Source organism: Polaromonas sp. (assembly GCF_012927485.1).
Lineage (GTDB): Bacteria > Pseudomonadota > Gammaproteobacteria > Burkholderiales > Burkholderiaceae_C > Polaromonas.
The window spans coordinates 188,796-213,990 of the sequence record NZ_JABBPC010000036.1; the positions used below are offsets into that span (position 1 = coordinate 188,796).

At 55.8% G+C, this 25,195-nt stretch carries 26 protein-coding genes; 15 read left to right on the forward strand and 11 right to left on the reverse strand.

Features of this window, described 5'->3' with window-relative positions:
• Positions 1-148 precede the first annotated feature (148 nt).
• The 5 genes from urtA to urtE all read left to right on the forward strand — a co-directional run bounded on the left by urtA (position 149) and on the right by urtE (position 5,962).
• Positions 149-1,420, forward strand: coding sequence for an urea ABC transporter substrate-binding protein (urtA, locus tag HHJ16_RS15890; protein ID WP_296902163.1), 1,272 nt, complete (start codon positions 149-151; stop codon positions 1,418-1,420).
• 218 nt (positions 1,421-1,638) lie between these two features.
• Positions 1,639-3,234, forward strand: a complete 1,596-nt coding sequence (gene urtB / locus HHJ16_RS15895) for an urea ABC transporter permease subunit UrtB (protein ID WP_296902165.1) — start codon at positions 1,639-1,641, stop codon at positions 3,232-3,234.
• A 1-nt stretch (position 3,235) separates the two neighbouring features.
• Positions 3,236-4,363: an urea ABC transporter permease subunit UrtC gene (urtC, locus tag HHJ16_RS15900; protein ID WP_296902167.1), complete on the forward strand. Its 1,128-nt coding sequence runs from the start codon at positions 3,236-3,238 to the stop codon at positions 4,361-4,363.
• Complete coding sequence (gene urtD / locus HHJ16_RS15905) at positions 4,360-5,241, forward strand: urea ABC transporter ATP-binding protein UrtD (protein ID WP_296902169.1); 882 nt, start codon at positions 4,360-4,362, stop codon at positions 5,239-5,241. The genes urtC and urtD overlap by 4 nt, the downstream gene beginning before the upstream one ends.
• A gap of 28 nt (positions 5,242-5,269) precedes the next feature.
• The gene (urtE, locus tag HHJ16_RS15910; RefSeq protein ID WP_296902170.1) at positions 5,270-5,962 is read left to right on the forward strand and encodes an urea ABC transporter ATP-binding subunit UrtE; all 693 of its coding nucleotides are present in this window, start codon (positions 5,270-5,272) and stop codon (positions 5,960-5,962) included.
• A gap of 15 nt (positions 5,963-5,977) precedes the next feature.
• Here urtE and HHJ16_RS15915 read toward each other — a convergent pair whose 3' ends face one another.
• Both HHJ16_RS15915 and HHJ16_RS15920 read right to left on the reverse strand, forming a co-directional pair.
• Positions 5,978-6,808, reverse strand: a complete 831-nt coding sequence (locus tag HHJ16_RS15915; protein ID WP_296902172.1) for an urease accessory protein UreD — start codon at positions 6,806-6,808, stop codon at positions 5,978-5,980.
• A 678-nt stretch (positions 6,809-7,486) separates the two neighbouring features.
• Positions 7,487-7,828: a hypothetical protein gene (locus tag HHJ16_RS15920; RefSeq protein ID WP_296902174.1), complete on the reverse strand. Its 342-nt coding sequence runs from the start codon at positions 7,826-7,828 to the stop codon at positions 7,487-7,489.
• A gap of 659 nt (positions 7,829-8,487) precedes the next feature.
• Here HHJ16_RS15920 and HHJ16_RS15925 point away from each other — a divergent pair.
• Complete coding sequence (locus HHJ16_RS15925) at positions 8,488-8,880, forward strand: universal stress protein (protein ID WP_296902176.1); 393 nt, start codon at positions 8,488-8,490, stop codon at positions 8,878-8,880.
• 67 nt (positions 8,881-8,947) lie between these two features.
• Here HHJ16_RS15925 and HHJ16_RS15930 read toward each other — a convergent pair whose 3' ends face one another.
• The 4 genes from HHJ16_RS15930 to HHJ16_RS15945 all read right to left on the reverse strand — a co-directional run bounded on the left by HHJ16_RS15930 (position 8,948) and on the right by HHJ16_RS15945 (position 12,290).
• A complete protein-coding gene (locus HHJ16_RS15930; protein WP_296902178.1) occupies positions 8,948-9,409 on the reverse strand; it encodes a ribonuclease HI family protein in 462 nt (153 codons plus the stop codon).
• A 70-nt stretch (positions 9,410-9,479) separates the two neighbouring features.
• Positions 9,480-10,766, reverse strand: a complete 1,287-nt coding sequence (locus HHJ16_RS15935; protein ID WP_296902180.1) for a haloacid dehalogenase-like hydrolase — start codon at positions 10,764-10,766, stop codon at positions 9,480-9,482.
• A gap of 248 nt (positions 10,767-11,014) precedes the next feature.
• A complete protein-coding gene (locus tag HHJ16_RS15940; RefSeq protein ID WP_296902182.1) occupies positions 11,015-11,386 on the reverse strand; it encodes a cupredoxin domain-containing protein in 372 nt (123 codons plus the stop codon).
• 4 nt (positions 11,387-11,390) lie between these two features.
• Positions 11,391-12,290, reverse strand: coding sequence for a metallophosphoesterase (locus HHJ16_RS15945; protein WP_296902184.1), 900 nt, complete (start codon positions 12,288-12,290; stop codon positions 11,391-11,393).
• Between the two features lie 177 nt (positions 12,291-12,467).
• On the opposite strand from HHJ16_RS15945, the gene HHJ16_RS15950 reads away from it, so the two are divergent.
• Complete coding sequence (locus HHJ16_RS15950; protein ID WP_296902186.1) at positions 12,468-13,040, forward strand: sigma-70 family RNA polymerase sigma factor; 573 nt, start codon at positions 12,468-12,470, stop codon at positions 13,038-13,040.
• The gene (locus tag HHJ16_RS15955) at positions 13,037-13,837 is read left to right on the forward strand and encodes an anti-sigma factor (protein WP_296902188.1); all 801 of its coding nucleotides are present in this window, start codon (positions 13,037-13,039) and stop codon (positions 13,835-13,837) included. Before HHJ16_RS15950 ends, HHJ16_RS15955 begins: the two co-directional genes overlap by 4 nt.
• Before the next feature lie 273 nt (positions 13,838-14,110).
• Here the strand turns inward: HHJ16_RS15955 and HHJ16_RS15960 are convergent, their stop codons facing one another.
• Positions 14,111-14,659 carry a DNA starvation/stationary phase protection protein gene (locus tag HHJ16_RS15960; RefSeq protein ID WP_296902190.1) on the reverse strand — a complete coding sequence of 183 codons (549 nt, stop codon included), beginning with the start codon at positions 14,657-14,659 and terminating at the stop codon, positions 14,111-14,113.
• A 547-nt stretch (positions 14,660-15,206) separates the two neighbouring features.
• Between HHJ16_RS15960 and HHJ16_RS15965 the strand changes: the two genes are divergently transcribed.
• The 6 genes from HHJ16_RS15965 (at position 15,207) to HHJ16_RS15990 (ending at position 20,141) form a co-directional block, all read left to right on the forward strand.
• On the forward strand, positions 15,207-15,455 hold the full coding sequence (locus HHJ16_RS15965; RefSeq protein WP_296902192.1) for a hypothetical protein: 249 nt from the start codon (positions 15,207-15,209) through the stop codon (positions 15,453-15,455).
• Positions 15,456-15,564: 109 nt separating this feature from the next.
• Positions 15,565-16,566, forward strand: coding sequence for an aldo/keto reductase (locus HHJ16_RS15970; protein ID WP_296902194.1), 1,002 nt, complete (start codon positions 15,565-15,567; stop codon positions 16,564-16,566).
• A gap of 184 nt (positions 16,567-16,750) precedes the next feature.
• Positions 16,751-17,134: a hypothetical protein gene (locus HHJ16_RS15975; protein WP_296902195.1), complete on the forward strand. Its 384-nt coding sequence runs from the start codon at positions 16,751-16,753 to the stop codon at positions 17,132-17,134.
• Between the two features lie 427 nt (positions 17,135-17,561).
• On the forward strand, positions 17,562-18,536 hold the full coding sequence (locus tag HHJ16_RS15980) for a ferritin-like domain-containing protein (protein ID WP_296902197.1): 975 nt from the start codon (positions 17,562-17,564) through the stop codon (positions 18,534-18,536).
• 69 nt (positions 18,537-18,605) lie between these two features.
• Positions 18,606-18,746 (forward strand): hypothetical protein, encoded by a 141-nt coding sequence (locus HHJ16_RS15985; RefSeq protein ID WP_296902199.1) that lies wholly within the window; start codon positions 18,606-18,608, stop codon positions 18,744-18,746.
• A 96-nt stretch (positions 18,747-18,842) separates the two neighbouring features.
• On the forward strand, positions 18,843-20,141 hold the full coding sequence (locus HHJ16_RS15990) for an Nramp family divalent metal transporter (RefSeq protein ID WP_296902201.1): 1,299 nt from the start codon (positions 18,843-18,845) through the stop codon (positions 20,139-20,141).
• A gap of 53 nt (positions 20,142-20,194) precedes the next feature.
• On the opposite strand, the gene HHJ16_RS15995 is transcribed toward HHJ16_RS15990, so the two are convergent.
• The gene (locus tag HHJ16_RS15995; protein WP_296902203.1) at positions 20,195-20,968 is read right to left on the reverse strand and encodes a fumarylacetoacetate hydrolase family protein; all 774 of its coding nucleotides are present in this window, start codon (positions 20,966-20,968) and stop codon (positions 20,195-20,197) included.
• 114 nt (positions 20,969-21,082) lie between these two features.
• Between HHJ16_RS15995 and queC the strand changes: the two genes are divergently transcribed.
• Positions 21,083-21,811, forward strand: a complete 729-nt coding sequence (gene queC / locus HHJ16_RS16000; RefSeq protein WP_296902205.1) for a 7-cyano-7-deazaguanine synthase QueC — start codon at positions 21,083-21,085, stop codon at positions 21,809-21,811.
• Here queC and HHJ16_RS16005 read toward each other — a convergent pair.
• The 3 genes from HHJ16_RS16005 to HHJ16_RS16015 are packed head-to-tail and all read right to left on the reverse strand — an operon-like array spanning position 21,774 to position 25,186.
• Positions 21,774-23,642 carry an ABC transporter ATP-binding protein/permease gene (locus HHJ16_RS16005; protein ID WP_296902207.1) on the reverse strand — a complete coding sequence of 623 codons (1,869 nt, stop codon included), beginning with the start codon at positions 23,640-23,642 and terminating at the stop codon, positions 21,774-21,776. The two genes, queC and HHJ16_RS16005, sit on opposite strands and share 38 nt — an antisense overlap.
• Before the next feature lie 22 nt (positions 23,643-23,664).
• Positions 23,665-24,594 (reverse strand): 5'-nucleotidase, encoded by a 930-nt coding sequence (locus HHJ16_RS16010; protein WP_296902208.1) that lies wholly within the window; start codon positions 24,592-24,594, stop codon positions 23,665-23,667.
• A gap of 22 nt (positions 24,595-24,616) precedes the next feature.
• On the reverse strand, positions 24,617-25,186 hold the full coding sequence (locus HHJ16_RS16015) for a histidine phosphatase family protein (protein WP_296902210.1): 570 nt from the start codon (positions 25,184-25,186) through the stop codon (positions 24,617-24,619).
• Positions 25,187-25,195: the final 9 nt, after the last annotated feature.

Sequence of the window (25,195 nt, forward strand, 5' to 3'; positions counted from 1 at the left end):
TTCTCGGTGAAACAACCACTGCATACGCCACCCGGCGTATTTCCCAATTCATTCGCGACCTCCAGAATAAGTCCATCACTGATTGCAAGCCCAATCTGGGGCTTGTGAGCAGCGAGATCACCACTACCACCTTATCGGAGAAACTCCTATGAAACGCCTTAATTCACGTCGTTTTACCCTCAAGGCACTGACTGCCGCGGTCGCAATAGCGAGCCTTGGTGCTGTTCCTGCTTTTGCTGAAGACACCATCAAGGTGGGTGTCCTGCACAGCTTGTCGGGCACCATGGCGATCTCTGAAACAGTCTTGAAAGACACGGTGCTGATGGCGATTGACGAGATCAATGCCAAAGGCGGCGTACTCGGAAAAAAACTGGAGCCTGTGGTGGTCGACCCGGCTTCCAACTGGCCGCTGTTTGCTGAAAAAACCAAACAATTGCTCGGCCAGGATAAAGTGGCGGTGATCTTCGGTTGCTGGACATCGGTGTCCCGCAAGTCGGTGCTGCCTGTGGTTGAAGAAATGAACGGCCTGCTGTTCTATCCCGTTCAATACGAAGGTGAAGAACTCAGTAAGAATGTGTTTTACACCGGTGCTGCGCCTAACCAGCAGGCCATTCCGGCGGTGGATTATCTAATGAGCAAAGCTGGCGGGGGCGCCAAGCGCTGGGTTCTTCTGGGTACTGACTATGTATACCCGCGCACCACCAATAAAATTCTGCGCGCTTACCTCAAGACCAAAGGCGTAGCCGACAAAGACATCGACGAGAAATACACCCCGTTTGGGCACTCTGACTATCAAACCATTGTGGCGGATGTGAAGAAGTTTGCGCAAGGCGATAAAACGGCAGTGGTCTCCACCATCAACGGCGACTCCAACGTGCCGTTCTACAAAGAGCTGGGCAATGCCGGACTGAAAGCCAAGGACGTGCCGGTCGTGGCGTTTTCGGTAGGGGAAGAAGAGTTGCGCGGCGTCGATACCAAGCCATTGGTGGGTCACCTGGCTGCCTGGAACTATTTCATGTCAATCAAAAGCCCGGCTAATACCGAGTTCATCAGAAAGTGGTCCGCTTATGCGAAAGCCAAGAAGCTTCCCGGTGCGGAAAAACCTCTGACTAATGACCCGATGGAAGCCACCTACATTGGCATCAATATGTGGAAGCAGGCCGTTGAAAAAGCCAAGTCAACTGATACCGACAAGGTCATCGCCGCGATGGCAGGACAGACTTTCAATGCACCTTCGGGCATTGTGTCAATGATGGACGAGAAGAACCATCACCTGCACAAGTCGGTGTTCATTGGCGAGATCAAGGCCGACGGGCAATTCAATGTGGTGTGGAAAACGCCTGGCCCGGTGAAGGCTAAGCCATGGAGCCCCTACATCGAAGGCAATGCGTCCAAGCCGGACGAACCCGTGAAGAAGTAAGAGACTACGGCGCGAGCCGATCTGGGTCGTGGCGCGCAGCTGACGGTACGGGAACCGAGGATACCGTCAGCTCCACCCCCCGACAAGATCACTCGCAGCGCTTCTCTCTGATCTAAATCTCTTTGTTAGTCTAGCCTGCGTTCATTTGTCAGGCAGAAATATCCAAGGACGTTGCAGTCTGGGCAAGGTTAGCCCCGCCCAACCTACAGGTTCTTCAAATGCCTCTCCGATTTTTACTGCTGCTTCTAAAGTTACTGGCTACGTTTTTCATAGCCAGTCAGGTCCATGCTTTGACCACTCAAGAGGTGAAAAGCTTAGTCTTTGGCGACACAGACGCGCGAGTAGAGGCGCTGAACAAGTCCTCAGCTCACGCTGATGAAAAAACGGCGGCCTTTATTCAGGCGCTGTCTGACGACGCGGTCAAAACTCGCGCTGAAAAGGTGTTCGTTCTCAAGGTCGGCATTGCCGACAAGGCCTTTGACCCCGTCACCGGCGCAGAGTTGCTATTGCCCGCCGACGCTGAAGATGTCATTAACTCCAACCTGATGCGCAGCGAACTCGATAATGCGCTGGCCGGCTTAAAGCTCTTTTCTAAAGACGAGCATGTACGTGGTGACGCCATCGGGACGCTCGCTGGCGAGAACGACGAGGCACGCCTGCCGCTGATTGAAAAAGCCTACGCGGCCGAGACTTCGCCGCACCTCAAAAGTCAGCTTGAGCTGGTGCGTGCTGCCATTTTGCTGGGCAGCAGCGACAAGGGTACACGCCTGAAGGCGGCATCGGCGCTCTCAGTCAGTAAGAACCCAAATACCAAAACCGTACTGTTGGGGCACTTGGTCACTGAGGCGGATACCGATGTAAAAGTTGCATTGAAAGCTGCATTAGCAAAGGTCGAAAGATCGCTAGCGTGGGGTGACAAGTTGGGCGCGATTTTTAGCGGTATCAGCTTGGGAAGCATTTTGCTGTTGGTCGCATTGGGCTTGGCCATCACTTACGGTCTTATGGGCGTCATCAATATGGCCCACGGTGAGTTGATGATGATTGGCGCCTACGCCACCTACGTGGTGCAAGGATTGTTTCAAAAATATCTGCCTAATGCTTTCGATTGGTATTTGCTGGCCGCAGTGCCGGTGGCGTTCATTGCCTCGGCGCTGATGGGTGCTGCGCTTGAGCGGACCGTGATTCGGTTCCTGTATGGCCGCCCGTTAGAAACACTGCTTGCCACCTGGGGCATCAGCCTGATGCTGCAGCAATTGGTGCGTTCGGTTTTTGGCGCGCAAAACGTCGGCGTTGAAAATCCGGTCTGGATGAGCGGCGGGGTGCAGGTGCTGGGCAATCTGTCACTGCCCTACAACCGGCTCGTGATCATTGTTTTTGCCGCGGCGGTATTACTGGGAACGGCCTGGCTAATTAGCAAAACACGGCTCGGCCTCTTTGTACGCGGCGTCACCCAAAACCGCCCGATTGCGTCCTGCATGGGTGTCAACACCGCCCGTATTGACACCTATGCGTTTGCGCTGGGATCGGGGATCGCCGGGCTGGCAGGCTGCGCCTTAAGCCAGGTTGGCAACGTAGGGCCGGACTTGGGGCAGGGCTACATTGTCGATGCATTTATGGTGGTGGTACTTGGCGGTGTGGGGCAGCTAGCCGGTACGGTGTATGCGAGTCTGGGGCTCGGCATTCTGAATAAATTTCTTGAAGGTTGGACTGGCGCCGTACTGGCCAAGATTGCTGTATTGGTGCTCATCATCATCTTCATCCAGAAGCGGCCGCAGGGCATCTTTGCGATGAAGGGTCGCTCCGCAGAGGCCTGACATGAACCCACAAATCACGCCACTGACGCCAGTCGTACTGCCCTCTAAAGGCCCCTTGCTCACCCGCACTGGATGGAGCGCCTTCGTCATCGCGCTGATCGTAGTGTGCGCGGTGGCGCCCGTTATGAATCTATGGGTGCCTGAGGGCTCCGCGTTTCACATGAGTACTTATGTTGTAGCGCTGCTGGGCAAGATGATGTGCTACGGCATTCTTGCGTTGGCCATGGATTTAATCTGGGGCTATACCGGAATATTGTCGCTGGGTCACGGCGTATTTTTTGCGCTGGGCGGATACGTCATGGGCATGTACCTCATGCGCCAGATTGGCCGCGACGGCAACTACAAAACCGATCTGCCGGATTTCATGGTGTTTTTGGACTGGAAAACACTGCCTTGGCAATGGACGTTCAGCGATAGCTTTCCTGCCACGCTGCTTTTGATAGTGGCGGTGCCAGGGCTTGCCGCCTTTATATTTGGTTACTTTGCCTTTCGCTCGCGCATCAAGGGGGTTTACTTCTCGATCATCACCCAGGCGATGACGTTTGCTGCCATGCTGCTATTTTTTCGCAATGAAACTGGCTTTGGCGGGAACAACGGCTTCACGGATTTCAAACGAATTTTTAATATTCCCATTGCCACGCCTTCCATGCGCATGATGCTGTTTGTTTTGACGGGCCTCACGTTGCTGGGCTTCTTTCTCTTTGCCAAATGGCTCGTGGGAAGCAAGTTTGGCCGTGTCCTTCAAGCCATACGTGATGCAGAAACGCGGGTGATGTTTTCGGGCTACAACCCGATCGGCTACAAGCTCACGATTTGGGTCATTTCGGCCATCATGTGCGGCGTAGCAGGTGCGCTGTATGTGCCGCAGGTCGGCATCATCAACCCCGGCGAAATGAGCCCCGCCAACTCAATCGAGATCGCTATCTGGGCTGCGGTGGGTGGCCGGGCAAGCCTGATCGGGCCTATCGTTGGCGCGTTTATCGTCAACGGGGCGAAGAGCTGGCTCACGGTGGCTTACCCTGAGTTCTGGCTCTATTTTCTGGGTGCCTTATTCATCGCCGTGACACTCTTTTTACCCAACGGAGTCGTCGGACTGGTGAATAAATATCGCAAGCAGGGCGAAACATGACCCCCGATCTTTTAGAGCAAGGTGCTCGACGCGCTGAAGAGCACAGGGTGTTACAGGCGACCGGAAAAAACAACACTGAATCCGGTGGGCGTCATGCCGGGACCGGCCGCATTACGACGCCTGGTGAGGTGGATATTGCCCACGGTCGCATCCTCTATCTGGAGGATGTCAGCGTCAGCTTTGATGGCTTTAAGGCGATCAACAAGCTGTCGCTCGACATCGCGCCGGGTGAGCTGCGTTGCATCATTGGACCCAATGGCGCGGGCAAGACAACCCTGATGGATATCATCAGCGGCAAGACGCGGCCCGATGAAGGAACCGTGTTCTTCGGCAGTACGATTGACCTGCTACGGTACAAGGAAGCCGAAATCGCCCAGCTAGGAATTGGCCGCAAGTTTCAGAAACCTACGGTATTTGAGCAATTGACGGTGTTTGAAAACCTGGAGCTGGCGCTGAACACCGACAAGCGGGTGAAGGCTTCTCTGCTCTTTCGGCTGGATTCCGCGCAGAGTGACCGGCTTGCAGAAATTTTGGTGACCATTCATCTTGCCAACAGTATGAATCGCAAGGCTGGGAATTTGAGTCATGGTCAAAAACAGTGGCTGGAAATAGGCATGCTGCTGATGCAGGATCCTAAGCTGCTATTGCTTGACGAGCCCGTAGCGGGCATGACGGATGAAGAAACAGCGCGAACCGCTGAACTCTTCCTCACGCTCAAGGGTAAGCATTCGCTGATGGTGGTGGAGCACGATATGAGCTTCATTAAAAGCATTTCTGAAATTGTGACGGTATTGTGCGACGGCTCTGTTCTGGCTCAGGGAACGCTGGATCAAGTGCAGGCCAATGAGCGTGTCATTGAGGTATATCTTGGACGTTAGTACAAAGCCCCGCAGCAAGGCAATCCCCATGCTGACAGTCACAAACATCAACCAATATTACGGCGGCTCCCACATCCTGCGTGGTGTCAGCCTGCGATCGCACTTGGGTAAAGTGACCGTTTTATTAGGACGTAACGGCGTTGGAAAAACCACCTTGCTTAAGTCGCTGATGGGGTTGGTGCCCATCAAGACCGGCACGATTGAATTCGATGGCAAGGCTATTCACGGGGCTACGCCGTACGAGCGAGCGCGGGCCGGCATCGGTTTCGTGCCGCAAGGCAGAGAAATATTTGCGCGGCTTACCGTGGAAGAGAACCTGCGCATGGGGCTTGCTTACAAAAGCGCCGCTACGCCAATACCGGCTGAGCTTTATGAGTTGTTCCCTGTACTCAAGCAGATGCTGAATCGACGAGGAGGGGACCTGTCAGGAGGGCAACAGCAGCAATTGGCGATTGCCCGTGCACTGGCAGCCAAACCAAAGCTTTTAATTTTGGATGAGCCTACGGAAGGCATACAGCCCAGCATCATCAAGGACATTGCTCGCGTGATTCGCATGCTGGCCGACCGAGGTGACATGGCCATCCTTCTGGTGGAACAGTACTACGACTTTGCGCAGGAACTTGCAGACGACTATTTGGTCATGGAGCGCGGTGAATTTATTGCGCGGGGTCTGGGAAAGGACATGGAAACCTTTGGGGTACGTCAATTGGTCGCAATTTGAACATTGCTCCAGTCCCTACATTGACCAGATGCGCGGAGCAGGGGCCGGCAGCTGCCAGAAATGACCGCGCCAACCCTGCCAAATTTGTTTAAGCAGTGCGAGGGCTGGCTCAACCCGTTCGGCCATCACCCTGACCACCACGATCTGCTCGTTGGGGCTTGTGGCGCCTGCCGTGGCGCATAGCGGGTTCGCTTCAATGATCCCACGCGCACAGTCGAGTGCTTCTTGTCTGCGTTTGCGATCAAGCTTGCTGCCGGCTACGAGAAACAAAGAGCCCATGCAACGCTTACCGGCCATGCCCAGAGGGCTGTCTAACAGCAGGGCGTCGTTGGCGGCAATACGCGCGTATTCTAGCCATACGCCGGGTACCTCAATGTGTTGACAAAAGCTGCCTAGGTGAAAGGGCTGGTTAGCCTCCGGCAGGCCGAGTGCGGTGACATCCCAGCCGATCAACTCTGAACCGGGTGCCGTGATCATGGTTAGACGATTTTCAGCGCGGCAACCGCTGTAGCAAATGGACTCTAGAGGCAGCCACTCTAAGCGTGCGCCAGGTTCAAGCTGGAGTTGAGTCCGCTGCAATGCGGGTTCACCGGTAGATCGATAAAAGCGCGTAGCGCCCGGTGTAGTGACGAGGCCATGGGACCCTGCGCCCACGGTAAATCTCAGATCCAAGGTGTCGCCGCCTACTAATCCGCCGGGCGGGTGCACGATGACGTTGTGGCAGATCGCCTCGCCTTCTGGATAAAGGCTTCGCAAAATCCGGAGTGGTCCGTTGTGACGAAAGTGAGCCACAGTTTTTTCGTCTCGCAGGGTGTAGTCAAGTTCTAGCGTAGCGTTCCAAGTCATCGGTCAAGTTTATCTTGACGATTTAGGCAATACGTACAAGGGCATCAAATAGTGACGAGGGCGATGCTTTGTCCGCCTCAGCACTCTGCAAGTCAACCATTTTTTTAGTCGCCTACGCCTGGGTCGACGCTCCCTCTCTCTCCACTGCGGTCGTTGTATGCCCGCGAACTGAACTCAAAACTTTATGGGTAGAGTTGAGCCATAGGTTCATAAACGGATTGCGTATTTCGTCTTGCAATCGATCCATATAACCGGTTTTTATAGCGTGACGGCTTGCTCAACAGCGGTCACTTCCTGGCGTGCGCCTTTGTGTTCGTCCGTGTCCCACAGATTGAAACCTCGCGGTCTCTTAGGGTTCTGGCTTGAAATATCAAGAGAAAAGAGAATCTTTGCGTTGACCGGTCGTTCGTGGTCCCGCGCTCACGCGTTAGGTTTTTCTTTGGACTGGTCAGCGGGGCGGCAGGCGGACCACTCCGACTCTCAGCGAGATGAATGAATTCACATATCGGACGCCCGCTGTCGCTGTCGCACATCTGGAGACCAGGCACGCAAAGGCGATCAAGCCTGAAGTCTCCTCGCATCAGCGCAAACTCAGGTGCAACTCCGCATAAGTTCCTACTTGGCTGGTAGCGCTGTTCGAATTCTCGAAGGGGCGCTACCAGCGAGAGGTTGCCCTGCTTATTTGCCGATTTGTGCGCTAGCTTTATTTTCTTGCTGATTCAGAGTTTTTTGTTCTAGTTTGGTGATCTTGCCGCCGTTTTGTGCCGCCATGGTGCGCTCTTCTTGGCGAATCTGACGGTCTTCTTTGTGAAGTCCGGCTGCCTGGGCCTTGCTCAAATCACCTGCTTTAACTTCGTCTTTAATCCGCTTGTTCTGGTTGGCCAGGCGTTCGTTGACCTGCTCACGGCGCGGGTGTGTTTTTTGGAAGTGGTTGTCCTTGCGCTCTGCGGCGGGAGCTTGGGCAAAGGCAGAAGCGGCGAAGACGGAAAACAGTGCCGCGACGATCAGGACTTTTTTCATGATTGATTTTCCTTTTTAAGGTTGCTGGTCACAACTGCCTGCAAACCTGAAAGTTCAACGGCAGATCGATGGGTTGCGTTGACTCATGGAGTGTTTCTGGGCGGTAAAGTGACAGGCTCGGACTGGGATCGATTCTGGCCGCACTGGCAGTTGTTGGCGTGGGCAGCATAACGGGGTGCAATACGGATCCGGTACGCCCTGATGCAACTGCAGTAAGCCGGGGCAATGCAGAGGACTCTGTTGCTTTGCTTAATCGCCTTACCCGCGGGGCGGAGACTTTAGCGGAAGAAAAAGTCAACACAATAGACTTTGACGCTTTTGTCCGCCAGCAGCTTTACGCTACAGCCGCCAAACTGCGGCCAAGTGCCTAGGCGCAAATTGCCAGCATGACTAGTAGTCAAAAAACTTGCGACCTAGATTGTTCCGGGGATCGCTGCGCCGTCGGCCCTGGTACATTGCCATATAGTAGGAATCGTGGCGTCAGGTAGGCCGGTTGAATTAGCTTGCTTTATTCGATACGCCTGTTCACGGAAAAGAAAGCAGGCTACGATTCGGCGGCATAGAACGGCAGGCCCCGGGCGCCAGGCATCATCTAACCTGAATGGTGATGCAGGTAACGACCAGTTCATGTAATTGTTTCCAAAAAAAGGAGAGTAACTATGACCGTACTTGTAGCGTATGTGCCGCGTCCGGAAGGGCATGCTGCACTGGCCAAGGGATTAGAAATTGCCAAAGAGCGTCAAGAGCCTTTGGTGGTGGTAAATGCCAGCCCTGGTGGCAGACCAGAAGATTCATCGATGGCGGATGTTCAAGATGTCGAGCGGGTGGAAAAATTGCTAGCGGAGTCCGGTCTTGACGCTAAATTTAAGCAGTTCGTCCGTGGCAACAGTGCTGTCTCAGAGATCGAAGCGCTGGTTGAATCCCTGCACGTTTCGATGCTTGTTATCGGCCTGCGAAAACGGACTCCCGTGGGTAAACTGATCATGGGCAGCGTGGCCCAAGAGATTCTGCTCTCTGTTTCCTGCCCGGTGTTGGCAGTGAAGGCCGCCTGAGAGCAGGAGTGCCTGGCTTGAGCGGACCTTTAGAGGGACCTCTGAATCAACTCAAAATCTCCTAGAGTTATCCCTGATTCTTCGATGGTTTTGCAGGAGGCTTCAGCGGGATCCCCAAGGCTGCACGAGCAAGCGCATCCGCTTCGCCATTTCGGTGGCGCGGTATCCACTGCAGGCGGGTGTGGTCGAAAGATTTGAGCAATGCGCGAGCTTCTTCAAATAGGCAGGCCAGCCGGGCAATGGGTTTGACGACTGCACCGCCGAGCTGTTCCACGAGGATGCTGTTGTCGCAATAAACAAGCAGTGCAGTCGCATCGCGTGTCTGCAGTTCCTGAAGCACCGCCATCAGTGCCCGTAGTTCCGCTTCATTGTTACAGCCCGTCCTATTCGTCGCCTGCGAGAGGGTGTGACGGGTGCCATTGGGTTCGGTGAATACCGCGCCGATGCCCATGCGGCCGGGGTTCGGCAGCGCGCTGCCGTCACAATAAATAATCCATGGAGGGGGAGTCGCTGAAACAGGATCGGGCATACCGCAGGTTAACTGAAAAGCCGGCTACAGGACCTCCCGGGTTTAAGAGTCTGCACGGCTTTTCCGTTGATCAGGCCAGTAGCTGGGGGTCAGTCTTGCCGTACTTCAGCGTCTTTTCATCGGGAACGAAAATGCCAGTGCTCTCGTTGCGGCCCTGCAGGATGAAACGGGCACCGGATTGCCAGATGGCTGCTGCGGCTGATTTGCTGCGCTCACCAATCTCACCGGTCTTCAGCCGGTTCACGACCACGCCAACCTTGGTGTCAGCGAAGTCTTTCAGCATCCACGCATCGCCATCGCTGTCGCCTGCCACCAGTGCTGGGCCAAAGCCTTTTTTCGCTAGTAGCTCGCGCTGGATGCCGACGGTCTTGCCAGGCCCCCAGTTGAAGTGCCAGCCGTTTTTGTAGACATTGGTGTACTTGCCATCCTGCATTTCCAAACGCAAGCCAATGACATTCTCGGCGGGCACGTTATAGCCATACTTGGCATTGCCTGCAAATACACGCACCACGTCATCGAGTGAGGCGGTCGACACATAAACGTCGAAACCGTTGGCGCGCAGCGTATTCATCAAGTTGACTATTTCGTCGTGGATGCGAACACCGAAGAAGTGGCTCGCCACCACCTGGCCGGCCTTACCGGGAAACTTGCCTGAACTGGGCATCTTCACCTTGCGTAGCGCATCGCCCAGGTTGTAGTCGTTGGAGGCCTCGGCGAGCGCTTTCAGCTCGCCCGGTGTCATGTTCTTATAAAAGTAAATGATCCATTTGTAGCCGATCTCGATCGGATGGCTGTCGCAGATCGCGTCGTACATGAAGTAGAGCTTGGCACGGAAGTCCTTGAACTGCTCGGTGGCGTGAATCTGCTCCATCGACATCGTGCCGCCAAAACCCTTGTAGTTGGTGTAAAGCCAACGATAGTCTGCATCCACGTCTGCAGCGATGTCTTCCATCAGGACCGGCTTGCCTTCGACATTCTTGTACCCCGCCTCGACCTTGAACGGGCCATTGGGCACCCCGGTGCGCAGCACCTCAGCGAACTCTTCTTGGTTCAGCTTGTAGGCAAGGTGGTCAATCTGATAAACCAGCAACGCCTCTTCGCAGTCATTCATGATGCAGGTGTTATCCCAGTCAAAAACGGCGTAAGGTTTTCTTTTGATGTTGTAACCGTGGCTGGTTTTGCCTTGAGTCTGCATCAGGTGGTTTAACTCGCCTGCATTGAATGCAGACCAACGCGCCGGGTCAATGGCCTGGAACGACAGGGCCGCCGATTGGGTCGATTTGACAGTCGCTGCAAACGCTGGGGCAGCCAGTAGACCACCGGTGCCCATTGCCTTGATCAGGGAACGACGTTGCATGAGATCTTTCTTTTGACGATTTGTAAATGAGCCATCTTGGCAGCGCAATGTGACACCTAAAAGGCAATCGGCGCGGAAGATGTTTCCGCGGTGTTGCGGACCGCGGGGTATTACCCGAGCGGTCGGCGGTGACCGGACCGAACCGTCTGCCAGGGTCAGTGAAATCCCGGCACAAAGGTTCAGACTTGCGCCAGGTGTCAACAACTGTCCCACCCAGACAGTCGGGCTGTCTGATTGAAGTTCGTCTTTTAAGTGACGATTAAGGTGCCGTTCATGTCTTCATGGCCACTGCCACAAAACACATCGCAGAGGAATGGGAAGTTGCCGACTTTGTCCGCGGTGAATGGCAGCTTGGCAACTTTTCCGGGCACGATATCGATCCGCAGTCCCATGTCAGACAGGTTAAAACCCATGGGCACTTCCGGTGCGGTGAACTCCAGACTGACACTTTCACCTTTTTTTACGTGAATTTCGCTTGGCACAAATTCAAACTTCTTTGCCACGATTTTGATCACTCGCACCTTTGGCTTCGCGAACGCAAAGCCTGCTGCCGAGCCCAAAGCCAAGGCCCCGGCGGCGCATATTAGTGTGCGTCTAGTGGAGTGGGTAAATGAGGTCATGGCATCAGACTTTCTGAACCGGAAATTCCGTAATAGCGTACTCGGTGGGTCTTTTACCGGTTTCAACTTCGCGGAACCCAAGGCCGCGATAGGGCTGCGTTGGGTCCCAAGGTAAAGGCGTGCGTTTGGGTTGCGATCCAACCACAGGCAGCGGGAAAATTAAGGACTTGGCCGAGTGGTGGGCAATATGCCCGGTCATGTGGTGATGTTCCTGGTGAACGTGGCCATAAAACACCGTCACATTGTCATGCGGCATCAGCAGCTCCACGGCCTTGGCACCGTCGCGAGTCGCCCAGTCCCATTGCGGGGCCAGGTCGAACAAAGGACGGTGCGCGAAGACCACGATGCGGGCTCCTTTGGGGTGCGTCTTCAAGTCATCGGCCAGCCAATCCAGTTGCTCTTTGCCAAGGCTCGCGCCCGGATCGCTGACGTTGTCGAGCACAATGAAATGCACGCCCTTGTGGTCAAACGTGTAGTGCGTTGCGCCAAAAAATTCTTTGAACGCCTTGCCGTTGTCAAGCGAAGCATCATGCTCGCCCGGGATGAAGCGCACGTTCTTGACCTTCAACTCAGCAACGATGGCTTTGACCTCCCCCATGCGCTTGCGGCGCTCTTTAGGATCATCTGTGGTGTGGGTAAGGTCACCCGTAAAGATCACAAAATCCGGAGTTTGCACGAGCTCGTTGACTGAAGCGATTGCTTTTGGCAGCGTTCCTTTGGCGTCAGGATTAGGCGCGCCCTCAAAGCCCCAATGACTGTCGGATAACTGAACGAAAAAGAAGTCCTCGTAAGCCGATCCCGCCGTCGTGTCGGCCGCCTGTGCCGTATTGCCGAGACCAGAAACAAAGACAGCGCCACCCACACCGGCTAGCTGCATAAATTGTCTGCGATCGATAGTGCTCATAATTAACTCCTGGGTTGTGCGAGGGCGGCGTTATGCCCGGCCCTCGGAATGTGATACCGGCTAACAGCAGGGAAAATTCCCAAACCAGCACAAAGACCCGACCCATCGCCCGGGTTTGGAGAATTTCGGGAATAAATACCGAGCGCTGCCGATAGGTGAAAGAAAAGAGGATGTCATGTGATCGAAAGTGATGATTTGCGCCGCTTCGAACTACTCGTGCTCCCGCATCTGGATGCGGCTTTTAACCTTGCGCGCTGGCTCACGCGCAACGACCACGATGCGCAGGATGTGGTGCAGGATGCGTTGATGCGGGCGATGCGGTATTTCAAGGGTTTTCGCGGCGAGCAGGCGCGCCCCTGGTGGCTGCAGATCGTGCGTCACACCTGCTATGCGTGGCTAAAAGAAAACCGACCCGCAGAGGTGGCGTCGGTCGACGATACCGAAGAAGCGTGGCGCGAGGTCGCCGCCCCAACGGCCGATGAGCCGCACACGCTTGCAGTGCGAAATGCAGACCGAGTGCAAATCAATCGCGCCATCGCTGCGTTGCCTATCGTTTACCGGGAGGTGCTGGTCTTGCGGGAATTGGAAGACCTGCCTTATAAGGATATTGCGCGCATTGCCGATATTCCCATCGGCACAGTGATGTCACGTCTCGCGCGCGCCAGGAGCCTGATGCGTCAAGCGCTACAGCCCGGTGCCCGACCGGTGTTGCGCACCGTCATCGCATCAAAACAAGGTGAAATGAAATGATGACTCCAGAATTTGAAGCCGAGCAACTGAACGCATTCATTGACGGCGAACTGGAACTGAACCGGCAGCTTGAGATTGAGCGGCGTCTGTCCCATGACACCGGGCTGGCGGCTCAGGTAGTACAACTTCGAGACTTGCGCCAAGCCGTGACCAGCCATGCCGATTACCATGTCGCCCCTGCTGCATTACGGGCTCGCTTCCAGAACCTTGCGGTGCCGAATAAGGGGCTGGAGCTACCCTTAACAGGTGTCAAAGTTGTCGTGCAGCGCTGGTTCGCATGGCGCCCGCTGCTATCGTCGTTTACTGCTTTTGCGGTGTTGGTCTTTGTGTTCAATTTCGTCGCGTTGCAGTCAGGGCGAGAGGATCGACTGGAGCAGGAGGTCATTGGGAGCCACGTTCGTTCAACCCTAACGCAGCACCTGGTTGATGTCGCTTCTTCAGACCACCACACCGTCAAGCCATGGCTGTCCTCAAAGCTTGATTTTTCCCCGCCCGTTCCTGAATTGAATCTCCCAGGGTTGGCGTTCCTCGGCGGGCGTGTCGACTACCTGGGTAACCGCCCCGTTGCAGTGCTTGTTTATCGGCAGGGTGACCATGTGGTGAACTCCTTTGTATGGCCAAGCACGGAGGGTGACCGGCAAACAACCATTTCAGCGCAACGGGGCTTTCAGATTGCCCACTGGACGCATGACAGGATGGATCATTGGGTGATTTCCGACCTGAGTCGTAAGGAGTTCATGACCATTGTTAGCGGACTGGAGTTAGGGGACGGAAAACGTTTGGGCGACGCTGAATAAGGAGTGTCAAAACGAGAATTCTGGATGATCGCAGCGGCGTGTTCTACAAACGTAGGTTCCTAGTTTGGCCCAAGTGGAAGGCACCCTCGGGAAAAGACGTTCCGGGCCGCCGCAGCCTCGACCATCCAGCGCGCAACCGCTTCGCGCAGCACCCATCCGACTAAACAGCGGGCGCTTGAACGGTAGTTTCTCAGGCGGTGTACGACTGCTCAGAAAAACTTTTTGGCAGCTGACAAAGAAGCCACTGGTCAGAGGGATAGAGGCCCGGAAGGCTTAATGCCCCGTCGCATCCCCTTTACGGGTCGCTTCGAACAGGAACCAGGTGCGCCGCTCGGTTTCATCGATCCAGACTTCGATCAGGCTTGCGGTGGCAATGTCCCGGTGCTCGTCGCATACGTCATGAACCTCGCGAAATCTTGCAGCAAGCGCTTTATTGTCTTCGCGCAACTCGGCCAGCATGTCCAGCGGCTCCACATAATCTGCATCGTTATCCAGCACCCGCTGAGTGCGGGCGATGTGCCCAATCGACCTTAGTGTGGATCCGCCAACCTTGCGAATGCGCTCGGCGATCGGGTCAGACATCGCGAAAATCTGGTCAGCCTGGTCATCCAGCAGCAAATGGTAGTCACGAAAGTGCGGACCACTCATGTGCCAGTGAAAGTTTTTAGTTTTCAAGTACAGCGCAAATACGTCAGCCAGGATGGCATTCATGGCCCCCGCGATATCTTTAGTCGCCGCCGCCTTCAGGTCTGTGGGGGTGGCAATGGGGGCATCGCGCCTGTGCAAAAGATCTTGAGCTTTTTCGGTAGTGGGCTTGGTCATGGTTTTTCCTTTTTTAAAATAAATAGGTCGTCCAAACTCGCCATTTTTTGGAGGGACCAACTGGCCTTGGGGGCTGTCTTGACGACGACTACCGGCGGCCGTTCGGGACTTGGGGAAGGCGAAACTTCTGCGAGGCGCTTGGACCGGCACGGCTTTGGCCCGTGCGGCCGGCGCGACGGGTTGCGTAGCGGGTTGAGCTAATTGCAATAGGGGACCACATCTAAAGAATAGGCATCGATGAACTGTTCGTCTGTGCGTTGGCCCACAGAGCTTAGCCCGGTTGATCCGCGAGTTCCGACTGTTCTCCGTCGTAAATGATGCTTCGGAGATTGCGCTGACCTTACGCCCTACGCCGCACAACAACCAGCCGCCTAATGATGAGTTACAGGAAGTGATCAAGCCTACCGAGCGGCGAGACGACACATTTGTCGAAGAAGCACCGAGCGAAGTGCCGTAAGCTGACGGCGGCTAGAGGCGTTGTCCGACTCGGGCCCATTCCGCCTTATCCTTTACTAAGGCCCACCAGTAATTCTTTATGGAAAAAACAATGAAAATTCAGATTTTTGGATTCGCCCTGCTGATCTGCCTCGCTTCAGTCTCTCAAATCGCCAATGCCAAAGGTTGCCTGAAAGGTGCTGCTGTGGGAGGCGTCGCGGGGCATGTGGTTGGCGGGCACGGTGTAGCGGGCGCTGCCATCGGGTGTGCGGTTGGGCATCACCAGGCGGCGAAAAAAGACAAGCAGGAAAGTGCCGCGGCAGCGGCTGCTCCCGTGCAGAAAAATACTCCTTCTCAGTAGAGCGGCCTTCGACACTTTCACAATCCGAGGGTTCCGCTTTGGGTTGCATGCCTATGGCATGATTCTGATTTTGGTAATCGCTAGCCCCAAATTTCTAGGATCAATTTGTATGAGTAGTCAGATAAAGACGCGGCAACTCGGAGTAAATGGGCCAACAGTGTCTGCTATTGGCCTCGGCTGCATGGGCATGAGCGATTTTTACGCCAATCGCGACGATGCCGAATCCATCGCGACCCTCCATCGCGCATTGGAACTCGGGATCACCCTGCTCGACACCGCAGACATGTACGGCCCGTACACCAATGAGGAGCTGATTGGGAAGGCAATCAGGGGCAAACGCGACCAGGTTTTTCTGGCCACCAAGTTCGGCATCGTGCGTGACACCAGCAATCCGGCTGCGCGCGGCGTCAACGGCAAGCCCGACTACATCCGCGCCTCGGTCGAAGGTAGCTTGCAGAGATTGGGCGTTGAGACCATTGATCTCTACTACCAGCACCGGATCGACCCCCAGACACCGATAGAAGACACTGTGGGCGCGTTAGCCGATTTGATAAAAGCCGGCAAGATTCGTTACATCGGGCTGTCCGAGGCTTCACCCGAAACGCTGAGGCGCGCGCACAAGGTACATCCCATCACTGCCCTGCAAAGCGAGTATTCACTCTGGACGCGGGATCCCGAACAGGGCGTACTCGCCACTTGCCGTATGTTGGGAATTGGCTTCGTCGCGTATAGCCCGCTAGGACGTGGATTTTTAACGGGCGCGATTACCAAGCCAGAGCAGTTTGCGCCAGACGATTACCGCCGCCATACCCCGCGCTTCCAAGGTGAGAACTTTGCAAAGAATCTGCTTCTGGTCGCCAAGGTCAAGGAGATTGCAACACGCCACGGCTGGACGCCAGGACAACTAGCGCTGGCATGGGTGCTGGCGCAGGGCGACGACATCGTGCCGATTCCGGGGACCAAGCGGCGCATTTATTTGGAAGAAAACGTGCACGCGATTGAGCTGAAACTTAGCCCAGAGGTGTTAGCTGAGATCGATGCGATCTTTCCGTTTGGTGCCGCAACCGGCGCGCGTTACACGGAAGAAAGTATGAAGGCGCTGAATGGTTAGGGGCGCTCTAGAAATCGGAACAGCGTAAGCCAGATCGGACACGTATGTCGTATTTTCTGGAACAGGTTTCCCGTGTCCAGATTTCGGCGCGACTCTCGGTAATCAACGGAAAAGGAGACTGGCCGCATAGCTTCCTGCATTATCAAATTACTGAAATATAGTTAACTTTATCAAGGAAAAAATTATGAAATTTTTCACAAAATCATTGGCTTTGACGGTTGGATTTCTTCTGTCCGCTCCGGGCTTTGCACAAACTCCCGCGACCACATCCCCGGCAAAGCCCGCTACGGCGGCATCGGCACCAGCAGCCAAGAATAGCGCTGCGATGGCAAAGCCTGCAGGCTCTGCAGCGACTGCTGCGCCCGCAACCAAGGCCGCTAAATCTGAAAATAAAATGGAAGCCGCCGCAGGTGGTGGAGATGGCAAGGTATGGGTGAATACAGCGTCGAAGACCTATCACTGCGCGGGGACAAAATACTACGGCAAAACAAAAGCTGGTGAATATATGAGCGAAGCGGATGCAAAAGCGAAAGGCAACCATCCAGACCACAAGAAGGCCTGTTCATAAATTAGTGCCATTGTTATGGTAACAATCAAGAAGCGGGCTTAGCCCGCTTTTTTTTCGCCTCGTGCGTTATCTTGAGTTGTGGCGGTCCCTTCGAATAGCGACACAGCCTGACTCAGCGCGCCGTGCAGCCGCCTTTCTGCTGGCTCGCCGAGCCTCGCACGTCGATACCCAATTGCCAGTTTCAGCTTGAAACACGCCATTTTTTGAATAGCGGTTTTGTCCTACGTCCCAGGGAATCCGACGCCGACTTAAACGCGTACAGATACATGAAGGATATGTACAGGACGTAAGGGTGGTCGACCGCCCTCGCTTTCTACTCTTTTCTTCAGTGCCAATCCCTTTGGGGAGAAGCCTATTTATCAACCCGTAATCGCGATGTTTCGAGTGAGGCAGATGCCTGTTCTCGGACTCGTCAAAGGAGAACTTTATGTTGGGATATTTCATGACACGTGAGCAGGTGAAGGACATCGCTGTCAGGCGCGCCGCGCGCCGCGATTTCTTTCGCAAGGGCAGCGGGTTTGCGGTTGGTATTGCGGGTGGCGCGTTGGTCGCGGCCTGTGGCGACAGCGGCAGCAGCAGTGCCATTGCACAGTCCAGTGCACCTTCCGATGCGGACATTCTTAATTTCGCATTGAACCTAGAGTACCTTGAATCCCAGTTCTATATCACCGCGGCAACCGGCACTGGGCTGCCTGCTGGACAGCTCACGGGGACGGGTGCGCAAGGCGCTGCTACCGGCGGCCGGCAAGCGACTTTCCTTGATCCGGTGGTACGGCAGTATGCCAATGAAATTGCCAAAGACGAGGTTGCCCACGTGGCCTTCCTACGGACCGCACTGGGCACGGCCGCGGTCGCGCAACCCACCATCGACATTGGTATCTCGCCCACAGGTGCGTTTTCAAGTGCCGCGCGAGCCGCTGGACTGATTGTTGGCGCAGGCGCATCGTTCGATCCCTACGCAAACGACGAAAATTTCCTTTTGGCCGCGTACATCTTCGAGGACGTAGGCGTCACCGCTTACAAAGGCGCATCTCCCCTGATCCAGAACAAGACTTTCCTGGAGGCGGCTGCCGGTATTCTGGCAGCCGAGGCTTACCACGCGGGTCTGATTCGCACGGTCCTGTACGCGAAGGGTGTCGCTACCGGTAGCTTGCTGCGTTCCTCGGCGGACAAGATTTCCCAGGCACGCGACGCGCTGGACCATAACCGCCACCGCGATCAGGGGATCAGCCCGGTCGGCGACGTGTCCAACATCGTGCCGCTGGATGCCAACGGCCTTCCTTACAGCCGCGGCCCCGGAGATGTGCTGAATATTGTTTACCTCAATCCAGGTGCGGTAAGGAGTGGCGGCTTCTTCCCGAATGGGGTCAATGGCTCGCTGGTGCTGAGTAGCGCGGCGTAACAGGAGAAGTCGGGTCTCCGTCCGGTGTGACGGGTGCCCGACTTCGTTACTGGATTCGAGGAGAAAGGCATGGAACCCCCTGTTCAGAAAGCTGAAAGTTCCTTTATCGCTGCCCGCTGGCGGTGGCGCTACCTGTGGGGCTCAGCCATCAATCTGATTGGCGCCGTTGTGTTGTTTGAAAAGTTGATTCGCGCTTTCCCGACAGCTTGACGCTAGCGAAAAGTATTGCCTTCAGAGCGATACCCTGCTGCTCAGAACTGGGGCAACTTCATACGCGTTGCTCTATTCTGGGTTAAAAGGGTAACAATGGACAAAGCAAGTACAAAAACCGAACGGGCTTCCTTCTTGATACGGGAGGTGTTGGAAGGCCGACGTCAGGGCTTGCATATGTTCCTGCCTTTTGCGGGACCCGCAATCGTTGTCTCGGTGGCCTACATGGACCCCGGCAACTTCGCCACGAACATTCAGGCGGGTGCGAAGTACGGCTACACCTTGCTGTGGGTCGTGCTGTTAGCGAATCTGATTGCGATGTTGTTTCAGATCCTTTCCGCAAAGCTCGGCATTGTCACGGGGCGAAATCTCGCAGAGCTCTGTCGGGACGAATTTCCAAAATCTGTCGTGCTTTTAATGTGGGGTGTGAGCGAAGTAGCCGCGATGGCTACTGATTTGGCGGAGTTCCTCGGCGGGGCAATCGGTCTGTCTTTGCTGTTCCACATGCCCTTACTGGCGGGAATGATTGTCACAGCCCTGGTGACGTATGGCCTGTTGATGTTTGAGCAGGCAGGATTCCGGCCACTTGAGCTAGCCATCGGAGCGCTGGTGGGGGTCATCGGCCTGTCTTATCTGGCCGAATTATTCATTGCACACATTAGCTGGACGGGTGTGCTCTTGCATACGTTTTCTCCGCAACTGCCCGATGCCGAGGCCCTTACGATTGCGGTCGCGATTATCGGCGCGACGGTGATGCCCCATGCGCTGTTTCTGCATTCCGGGCTGACTCAAAATCGGGTTCCGCTCAAGACAGAAAAGGAACGTGTGATGTTGCTAAGGTTCTCGAATATCGAGATCATCATTGCACTGACTATCGCGGGCTTGATCAATATGGCGATGGTCATCATGGCCTCTGCCGCATTTCACAAGGGCTTTCCTGAAGTCGCGGAAATTGAAACGGCTTATCACACGCTCGTGCCGCTCTTGGGTATCGGTGCTGCGGGCATTTTTCTTTTGTCTTTAATCGCTTCAGGCATATCCAGTTCCGTCGTCGGCACCATGGCCGGCCAACTGATTATGCAAGGCTTCGTTGGCCTTCATATTCCGCTCTGGGTGCGCAGAGTCGTCACGATGGTTCCGAGTTTTGTAGTCATCGGACTGGGGGTCAATGCGACCCACGCACTCGTCATCAGTCAGGTCATATTAAGCCTCGCGTTACCGTTCCCTATGGTGGCGCTGGTGTGGTTTACGTGCCGGCACGATGTCATGGGAACCTACAAGAACCGCGCCACCATGACCGCGATTGCAATCCTTGCAGCGATCACCGTGTTGTCGCTGAATGTCATTTTTCTACTGCAGACTTTCGGAGTAGCGATTCCGGGTCTGCCCGCCTAGTTGCGACCCAACCCCAGAGGTAGATAACCATCGCACCGCGCCGTGGGAACCAACTACGCACCGAACTCCACTTCAAAGCAGGCCAGTTCCCCATAGTCAAATTTCACTCGCTGGCGGCTGGGTAATGCCAACACACCGGCGTAGGACCCGGTAATCACCGCCTGCCCAGATTGCAGACCCAATCCCCGTGCCCTCAGGAAATTAACCAGCCAGTAGAGCGGTGCACGCGGATCGCCGTCAGGATGCCGCGCTTGAACCTTCATTGCAGGCTCGTTTCCACTGGCCCAGGTCAGCTCAAAAGCTGACACGTCAGGTAAGGCAGTCGTTGTCAGCGCTGGCCCGAGCCACAGGCCGCCATTGACAAGTCCGTCACCCAGCAGTTCTGGAAAAGCAAGCTCCGCCGGGTTGTTGTAGCGACTGGCACAGATTTCCAGTGCCGCATGCACAGACCCCACGGCCGCATCAACCTCGGCCTCGGTGTAAGCGTGGGCGCGCACGGGGAGGGCGTCATTCAGAATAAAAGCGAGTTCTGGCTCAACGTTGACCGAATCCGTGTCCATTACAAAAGGCAGGCTGCATACGGCGGCATCGCTAATAGTAGGTGCATAAATCGGTGCGACGACCAGCTTGCCGGGACTTGGCAAGGCCGCCTTCCAGCCGCCGATAGGCAGCCCCAGGCGGCGGGTCACTTGCTGCTGCAGTTGCCAGCCGTCCTCCAGATCAGCCGGGCGGCAAGGCTCGGGCAAACGCGGGCCCGGCTGCCCACTTTTTCGTCTTGCTATTAATTCACTAGCTGCTTGTTCAAGTAGATTTGAGGCTAGAGGCATATTCTTCTTGCAGATATTGGCTGAACCGAACTTTTTGCAGGACACTCCTCGGCATTGTGTAGGATGGGCAAGTCCCGCGCTTGGTTCTTTTATTTCTATACAACCTCCTTCGTCATGCATACCTCGGCACTCGTTCTATTTTCTGGTGGTCAGGACTCTACCACCTGCCTGGCGCAGGCGCTATCGAAATACCAGCGCGTCGAAACCATCGCGTTTGACTACGGCCAACGCCACAAAGTGGAACTGCAGGCTCGCTTGAATGTGCTGCGCGAAATAAAAAGCCGGTTTCCGCAATGGGTCTCCAGAATGGGAGAAGACCATTTGCTGGATATTGCCGTGCTGGGGCAGGTTAGCGACACTTCTTTAACCCGCGATGTGGCCTTCAAAATGGAGAGTTCGGGGCTGCCCAACACCTTTGTACCGGGCCGTAACCTGCTGTTCTTGACGCTGGCGGCCGCACTGGCTTACCGGCGCGATCTGCAGGTCCTGGTCACCGGCGTTTGCGAAACAGATTTCTCGGGCTATCCCGACTGTCGCGACGACACCATGAAAGCCATGCAGCTCGCACTATCGCTCGGCATGGACAAACGCTTTTTAATCGAAACACCGCTGATGTGGATTGACAAAGCCGACACCTGGCGCCTAGCGCAGTCGTTGGGCGGCCAAACGCTGGTGGACTTGATTATTGAACACACCCACACCTGCTATCTAGGCGACCGTGCGCACCGTCACGTCTGGGGCTATGGTTGCGGCGAATGTCCCGCCTGTGCGTTGCGGGCGCGCGGCTACGAGCGTTATGTGGCTGCTAACCAGCCTCTAAAGACCCTGTCCGATGTGTCGTGAGCTGGCTTTCATTCACGCGGTACAGAGCGGGCGAACTCTCCGGTAATTTTTCGAGTTCCCAAAGCGTGGTGTGAAAGGCCGCCAGACTGGGACGGTGGGCAATCGACACGATGCTGCCCTTTGCGGTCTTGACCTGTGCCAGCAGTTTTTCGTGCAGCGTTTTCTCGGCCATCTCATCGAGTGCGCTGGTCGCTTCGTCCGCGAAAATCCAGCTTGGTTTCTTCAGCAATACGCGGGCAATCGCCAAGCGCTGCTGCTCACCGCCCGACAGCTTCTGGCTCCAGGCGTCCGGATCGTCCAGCCGACCGGTCAGCTGCGGCAGCAGCGCGTCATTCAGCGCCTGCCTGAGGGCTTCGTCGCTGTACTGCGCCGCCGGATGTGGGTAAGCCAGCGCGTCTCGCAACGTGCCATCGGGAAAATACGGGCGCTGCGGAATAAACATGGCGTCCTGGGGCAGATGCGTCTGACCTTTTGAAAAGGGCCAGATACCGGCAAGGGCACGGAACAGCGTCGATTTGCCACTGCCCGAGGGGCCTTTGATCAGCACGCTTTGGCCGGGACCGGCCTTCAATGAAATGTCGCTCAGCAAGGTCGCTCCCGTTGGCAGCCGCACGGTCAGACCGCTAACGGCCAGCGTATCGGCCGCGGCCAAGGGGTTCTCTTGGTTTGCGATTGAATTAGCAGCTTCTTGCGAGCGACCCTGCTGGGCTAGGTTCGTAATATTGTCTTCAAAACTGGTCAGTCGGTCGGTCGTTGCGCGCCACGCGGCCAGGCTGCTGTAGTTGTCGACCAGCCAGCTGAGCGAGTCTTGCACCCGCCCGAAGGCCGACGATATTTGCATCAGTTCTCCAAGCTGGATGGCGCCGCTGAAAAAACGCGGTGCTGCAACGATAAAGGGAAATACCACGGCCGCCTGACCAAAAAAGTTGGTGAACCACACCAGGTTTTTCTGCGCCCGGATCAGCTTGAGGTAGTTGGCCAACACGGCAGCAAAGCGGGTGTTCAGGTGCGCGCGCTCGACGGCTTCGCCTTTGTCCAGTGCAATGGATTCGCTGAATTCGCGCACCCGAACCATGTGGTGCCGAAAATCGGCTTCAACGCGTTGCTGCTGGAAGTTAAGCTTGATCTGGGGCCGGCCAATGTAATGGGTGATGACACTGCCTACGACGCAGTACAACACCGCCATCCAGACCATAAAGCCGGGAATGGTGTAGCTGGTGCCGCCCAGTGTGAACGCGAACGCGCCCGAGAGGGACCAGAGAATGCCGACAAAGCTGACCAGCGTGACCACCGCATTGAGCAGTCCCATACTCAGTGAAATGCTGTAGGCGGTGAATAAGTTGATGTCTTCCTGGATCCGCTGATCCGGGTTGTCGGATCGATCGGACGTCCTGGAGGCGTTTCCTTCGCCGTTGTTCGCGTCCGAAAAACGCGCCAGTTCCAGCTTATAGAAGGCATGATCTGCCAGCCAGCGTTGCAGGTAGTGCGTCGTCATCCACGCGCGCCAGCGCACCTCCAGCAACTGAGTCAGGTAGAAGCGGTAGACGGCAATGATGATGAAGGCGAACGCCAGATAGGTGAATCGCCCCAGTTGGGTCCAGAACACGGCGGCGTCTTTGTTTTGCAAGGCGTCGTAAAACACGCGGTTCCAGTCGTTGATCAATACCAACATGTAGACTGCGCCCAAATTGAGCAACACGATGGCCAGCAGCAAACCGCGCGCTTTCCATTTGTCTTCCGACCGGAAGTAGGGGGCAGACAGCGCCCATACCCGGGCGCTGAACAGCCTGAAGGCGCTGAGTTTGTGGGCAATGCGCGATAGGAAATTCATTCAAAAGCCTTTGGCGGAAAAGTTACGACAGCTGGTTGGAAACGCCGCTGGCAACATGGCCCGAGGGCACATGCTGGGCCGCCGAATGGACATGGCTGGTCTGGTCGTCAAAGAAGAAATCGGGTTCAAATTCGCGCAGAAACTCGCCCTTGGCCAGGCCGCCAAGGAACATGGCTTCATCCACCTCGATATTCCAGTCCATCAAGGTGCGGATGGCGCGCTCATGCGCCGGTGCGCTGCGGGCGGTCACCAGCGCCGTGCGTATCCGCATTTGCGGGGTGCCATCTTGCTGCAGGCGATGCAACGCTTTCAGCAAGGGCATGAAGGGACCGGGAGGCAGCGGTTTGGCCGCCAGCTTGCGCTCATGCTTTTGAAAAGCCTCTAGGCCGTCGCGTTGAAAGACGCGTTCAGCTTGGTCGGAAAACAGCACTGCATCGCCGTCAAATGCAATACGAACTTCGTTGGGATAAGTGCTTTTGGCGTGGATGGAGTGGGTCGCAACCGTGGCGGCGGCAAAGCCCGCCTCCAGCGCCGCCCGCACGTCCTCGGGATTGGCTGACAGGAACAAATTGGCCTGGAGTGCCCGCAGGTAGTTATATGGAGGCCGGCCTTTCGTAAACACACCGCGTTCCAGGTTCAGTTTGTTGACGTCGGCCGAGCGAAACACCCGCAGCCCGGATACCGGGTCATTGCGCGAGAGCATGACCACTTCGACGCGTTTGACGTCCGTGTTGAAAGCCAGCAGCTTTTTAACCAATGAAAATGCGACCCCGGGTTTTGCAGGGACGTCCAGCCGATCCAGCTGGAGCTTCATATAGGCCCCGTCTTTGTTGGAACCTTGCGACGGTTCTTCCTTCAGGCCGGTCTCAAAAACGCGGTTTTCTTCCTCAAAATCGAACAGTGCGCGGGAGGAAATCGCCACCACGAGCTGACCATCGAGATTTGCTGCCATAGGGATACCTTGCTTTGGTCCGTCATCTGCTGTGCGGCTGGCCGATTGGTAAAGCCAGTGTGCGCCATTGTCCATAATTTGGGGCGTCCAGGGGCCACTGGTCAGCCCGCTCGATTTGACGCCGGCCGCGGGCAATGAGTTCCACCGCGCGGATGACGCCCGCATGCGTAATCCACAGCGTGTTGCCTTGTTTCTGCAGTGCATCAAATGCCGCCGCAACCCGCTTCATGAATCGGCTCACCGCCTCGCCGTTGTGGCCCACGGCGTAGTTGGCAAAGTCGCTGGTCCATGCCTCAAGTTCGGTCTGGGCAATCGCCTGCCAGGGCTGACCTTCCCAAAGGCCAAAATCCATTTCCTGCAGCCGCGGGTCGATGGTGTAAATTAAATCGGGTCGCAGTGCCTGGATGACTTGCGCCAGATGCTCGCATCTTTGAAGCGGTGAGCTGACCACGCAGGTGTTGGCGGGCAATAGCGCCGCTAAAGCCTTGGCGCATTGCGTGGTGGCGCTGGGGTCGTCCGGCACATCCCGCCGGCCATAGCAAATACCGGCCTTCACCAGCGGCTGTGCATGACGGGCCAGCCACAGCTTCATGGGGCTTCC